General features: G+C 39.5%; 6 protein-coding genes. All 6 read right to left on the bottom strand.

What is annotated here, in order from left to right; genetic code table 11:
• On the bottom strand, positions 1–288 hold a 288-nt coding region (locus JJE29_09125; protein MBK5252777.1), incomplete at its 3' end, for a TRAP transporter substrate-binding protein.
• A gap of 49 nt (positions 289–337) precedes the next feature.
• The gene (locus JJE29_09120; protein ID MBK5252776.1) at positions 338–1,306 is read right to left on the bottom strand and encodes a C-terminal binding protein; all 969 of its coding nucleotides are present in this window, start codon (positions 1,304–1,306) and stop codon (positions 338–340) included.
• 38 nt (positions 1,307–1,344) lie between these two features.
• On the bottom strand, positions 1,345–1,533 hold the full coding sequence (locus tag JJE29_09115) for a tautomerase family protein (protein ID MBK5252775.1): 189 nt from the start codon (positions 1,531–1,533) through the stop codon (positions 1,345–1,347).
• A gap of 36 nt (positions 1,534–1,569) precedes the next feature.
• Complete coding sequence (locus JJE29_09110) at positions 1,570–2,829, bottom strand: hypothetical protein (GenBank protein MBK5252774.1); 1,260 nt, start codon at positions 2,827–2,829, stop codon at positions 1,570–1,572.
• 115 nt (positions 2,830–2,944) lie between these two features.
• Positions 2,945–3,697, bottom strand: coding sequence for a FadR family transcriptional regulator (locus JJE29_09105; protein MBK5252773.1), 753 nt, complete (start codon positions 3,695–3,697; stop codon positions 2,945–2,947).
• A 199-nt stretch (positions 3,698–3,896) separates the two neighbouring features.
• Positions 3,897–4,298, bottom strand: coding sequence for a hypothetical protein (locus tag JJE29_09100; protein ID MBK5252772.1), 402 nt, complete (start codon positions 4,296–4,298; stop codon positions 3,897–3,899).
• Positions 4,299–4,731 lie beyond the last annotated feature (433 nt).

The raw sequence follows: 4,731 nt of genomic DNA, 5'->3' as shown, positions 1-4,731 counted from the left end.
TCCTTCTACCAAATCTCTTTCGCCGCCGAGTTGTCCGCTATGATATATTTCAACATTTATTCTGCCATCAGTTTTTTCATTTACAACTTCTGCGAATCTTTCAATCCCTAAATAGTAAGGGTGATCTTGGTTGATTGCCATTCCGGCCTTCAATGTGATTGTTTCAGCTACTGCCTCTTCAGCAGGCGCGTCTCCCTCAGCAGGTTCCTCTGACGCTTTTTCACCACATGCCGTAACACTAAATACAAGAACCAAAACCATCAAAAATATACCCATCTTTTTAAACATACATAATCCTCCTTTTCATATTCAAAGTATCTACAACATGTCTCAAAGTTTATAACAGTTCTTTGTTTACCAATGAAAACGGTTTTTCTCCGCTTAACACCCTTACAATTTCATTTGCCGCCATCTTTTGAAGATCTTCCACACATTCCTCGGAATAGTATGCGGAATGTGGCGTTATTATTACATTTGGATATTTGTAAAGAGGATGAGTCTTGCCAGGAAATTCTGTCGCTAGAACATCCAGTCCAGCTCCTGCAATTTTCTTGTTATCCAATGCATCAATAAGTGCTTCCTCATTAATTATTCCACCTCTTGCCGTATTGATAATGTACATCTGAGGTTTCATCTTTTCGAACTCTTCATAACCGAACATATCTTTTGTTGCTTCGTTCAAAGGAAGATGTATGGATATGAAATCAGATGCAGTTACAAGTTCATCAAATTCGACTTTTTTAACATCAAGTTTGTCGAATACTTCTTGCTTAACATACGGATCATAAGCAATTACATCTATTCCAAAGGCCTTGACCTTTTTCGAAACTTCTTTTGCAATATGCCCGAATCCAGCCAGACCCAAGACACTTCCTGACAACTTATGAATTGGTTGAGCAATATTCAAACTCCAATTGCCATTCTTAACATGATCATTAAGCATCGGAATCTTTTTAACGCTTGTTAAAAGCAATGTCACGGCATGATTTGACACATCGGCTACCTGTGCCGTAGCCACATTCGTCACATATATATTGTTTTTTGTTGCTTCTTTAACATCAATATTGTTAACCGCAACTCCTGTTCTTGCCAAAACCTTGCATTTCTTGAGTTTGCCAATCACTTCAGCATTGATATCCGCATATGTCACTATCATCCCGTCAGCCCTGCCACAAAGATCATAAAAGCCTTCTTTGTCCTGCAAATCAGCAAAGATAATCTCGCAATCCAGCTTATTTAATTCATCAATGAATGGCTGGTCATCTGGAAACGGTGAATCGGAGACAACTACTGTAAATTTACTCATAACTAACTACATCCTTTCATATTTCTTTATCCACCTACTTAGACTGCCGGTTTTCCATTCATTCCAACACATGTTCCCGGAAAATCATTGATCAAAATGATGACTCTTGATTTGTCTACACCAACGGTATCATGAATTGCATTTGTGATCTTTTCTATAAGTATTTTCTTTTGCTCGGCACCTCTATTAATAGGATCCTCTCTCCAATCTATTCTGACTACTGGCATTTTTGCACCTCCTTTTGCTATGCTTAGTTTTTAGATTTATACCAAAACTTTTTTTACGATTTCCATCAATATCTTCTCATTCAAAATGGCTTTTCTGACGCGACTTTCCGCCTTAACCATTTCTATGATTTCCCCCATCTGTTCTTTTGTTACTTTTTCGGGATCATAACCGTTCTTCTCGAGGTATACTATGATATTTGCCTTTCCGCTACCCTTGCCTATTACATACTCGAAAGGTTCGCCTCCGATAAGTTCCGGAGTAAACGGAGACATTCCGGTATCTATTCCTATTTTTTTCATTCTGTAAACAATGTCTGTAACCAGACCTGACTCTACCTTGGACAAATTCGTCCCGACAATTGCCTTGTTCTTGGCAACAGGAACTTTTCCTATTTCGGAAACCAAATTCGATACTCCCTGAATCTTGCTCAAATCCACTCCCGTGTTTACGCCTACCAACAATTCGAGTGCCATGACAACCTCTTCGGTAGGAACATTTCCAGTCCTTTCTCCAAGGCCGTTGACCGCACAATGGATTCCAGATGCCCCGCCTTCTACGGCAGCCATCGCCGCACCGGTTCCATATCCAAATTCATTGTGTCCGTGGAATTCCAAAGGCACATCTCCAATAGCCGCTCTTACTTTCTCTACTGTAAGCTTAACTGCCGATGGCAATGCAACACCAAAAGTATCTGTAAGTGTCACGGAATCTGGTTTCGCCTCTCTTACTACGGTGCCAAATATCTTTTCCAGATACGGAATGGAAGTTCTAAAAGCATCCCATCCGAAAAAGTTTGTGTTCAGTCCCTGCGATTTCGCATACTCAACAGATGTTATGAGTCGTTCCAGCAATTGGTCAACGTCCAGGTTAAGAGCATGCTTGCATAGGTACGGGTTAATGGAATGCTCAACAATAACCGATTTGAAACCTATGTCCAAACACATATCAATATCTTTCTTGTTTGCCCTGCATAAAGCCACTAAATCAAGTTTTGAATTCATATTCATAAGACGCTTGACAGCTCTACCGATAGAATCCGACACAGCCGGCATACCGATCTCGATTCTTTTTATCCCCATCTCTTCAAGTGCAAGGGCTACTCGGACTCTTTCGTCTTCATTCCAGGCAACGCCAGGAGTTTGCTCTCCATCCCTAAGAGTCACATCATAAATCAGTATGTCCTTAGGATATCTGCTGATTATGGACGGTTCATAGTTGATTGGCGAAACCCAGTATTTTGGATTGAAATACGGCATGCCCTCCATTTTAATTCCTTCGATTTCTTTAAGCTTCATTTTTTTACCTTCTTTCCCAGGCAAATGCCTGATTATTCTTAAAATTGTGTATAAAAAATAAGCGAATCGATTAGCGCTTATTTAATTATCATTCCATAAAACATTTATCTTTCAATCAATGCTCTACGGTTTTTAGCAAATCCTCTTTACTGGTGCAGGATGCATCATTTCCACACTCAATATCACCCATTACAACAGCAACCATATCGATATGCGAACCCATTTGCACTTGCGCCTTATATATATCACCGCTCTTGATTGCATCAATGATGCTCTCATGAGTTATTATAGCCTTATCAATCTGTCCCGGTTTTCTTATCACATCTGTGTTTATTTCCAGCAGCAGTTCCCTTGTTGCCGCCAGCATTTCAGCCAAATAACGATTTTTGGAAGCCTCGGCTATGGCCATATGAAAATTGAAATCCGCCTTTATGAATTCTAACGGTGAATTTTTGTTTTCCATCGTTTCCATGTATCTTTCTATAATATAATCAATGTCGTTTGAATTTCCTCTTACAATTGCTAATTTTATTATTTCAATCTCTATCATTTTTCTGGCCTCAACCAATTCAAGTATGCTGTATTTTTTCATCAAGCACTGCAATTGGAAATGATCTGTCAACAAATTTGTGTTGTCATTCAGAAAAGTCCCCTCCCCACTTCGAATATCAACCAATCCTATTGAAGACAAAGACCTCATCGCCTCTCTGATCGACGATCTGCTGACTCCCAGTATTTCTGTCAGCTCCCTTTCTGATGGCAATTTTTGCCCAGGCGTCAATTGTCCATCAAGAACCATTTTTTTAATCTGTTCGATTATAGTCTCGGAAATAGTGGCTTTCTTTATCTTTTGAAAATCTTTTATCATACAATCTCCCCTTTGATTACGTCCCCACCCTTTTGCCGTTCCACCTTACTACCGTCCGATGGTCTGACCACCTTTAATTGCATTATACTACAAAAATATTAATTTGCACTTCTTTTTTTGAATTTTACAAAAAATTTTTCAACCCGTCAAAACAATGTTCTTTACCTTTCAATAACAAGGGAGTTATTAAAAATGCGAGCTATAGTATGCCTTCGTATAACGGAAATCCGGAACTTAATTTTATTGCCTCTATTTCCACTTTATTCAAGGTTTTCTCATCTTCAGGATTGTCGGCAACTTTATTCATGAGATTCGCTATTAATCGCATGTCATCTTCCTTTGCACCTTTTATCGTCATGGCCGTAACTCCGATTCTAACACCGCTTGTAACCATGGGTTTTTCGGGATCGTTTGGAATCATGTTCTTATTGACTGTGATGCCTGCCGATTCGAGTGCCTCGTCGAATTGCTTTCCGGTCAGACCCTTTGATCTCAAATTAACTAGCAATAGATGATTGTCCGTGCCGCCGGTCACCATTCTAAATCCATACTTTTCAAGCGCCTCGGCCAAAGCTTTTGCGTTTTTAACGACCTGCCGCATTGTCTCCCTGTATTCTTCCGACTACACCCGTTTCCCCGATATTTTCCATTACTTCAATATCAACTTCCTTTAGCACTTCGACGATTCTTTTTCTGTTTCGAATTCTTTAAAACTTAATTCCGGATTTTCATGAAAACCTCTCCTGATTCGCATAAGCTTGTCGCTTATGCGTTTGGCTTTATCTCTAAAATCGATTGTTCTCAACTCCCCATTCATGATTTGAATTTAAGTATAAATCAATTTTACACTTATTGACCTTTTGATGCTTTTAATTAACATCCTGGATTCCCGGAATTTATAACGAGGGTGGTTTTACCCCCAATGCTTTGTAGATATTTTCCTGTTTCTTTGTAACCTCACCCATCAAGCGACCATGCTCTGGGGCTTCAAACAGCTCGATTGTATCAAGTTCATCCAGCAAACCTTGCAGTGT

It is taken from the genome of Peptostreptococcaceae bacterium, from assembly GCA_016649995.1.
Lineage (GTDB): Bacteria > Bacillota > Clostridia > Peptostreptococcales > BM714 > BM714.
The sequence above is the reverse complement of the archived record's forward strand: the minus strand, read 5'-3'. Positions and strand labels throughout refer to the sequence as shown.

What these genes read in the sequence shown, in the direction of transcription:
- JJE29_09110 (MBK5252774.1), bottom strand. Translation starts at nt 2,829, where the DNA reads ATGAAGCTTAAAGAAATCGAAGGAATTAAAATGGAGGGCATGCCGTAT.
- JJE29_09115 (MBK5252775.1), bottom strand. Translation starts at nt 1,533, where the DNA reads ATGCCAGTAGTCAGAATAGATTGGAGAGAGGATCCTATTAATAGAGGT.
- JJE29_09120 (MBK5252776.1), bottom strand. Translation starts at nt 1,306, where the DNA reads ATGAGTAAATTTACAGTAGTTGTCTCCGATTCACCGTTTCCAGATGAC.
- JJE29_09105 (MBK5252773.1), bottom strand. Translation starts at nt 3,697, where the DNA reads ATGATAAAAGATTTTCAAAAGATAAAGAAAGCCACTATTTCCGAGACT.
- JJE29_09100 (MBK5252772.1), bottom strand. Translation starts at nt 4,298, where the DNA reads ATGCGGCAGGTCGTTAAAAACGCAAAAGCTTTGGCCGAGGCGCTTGAA.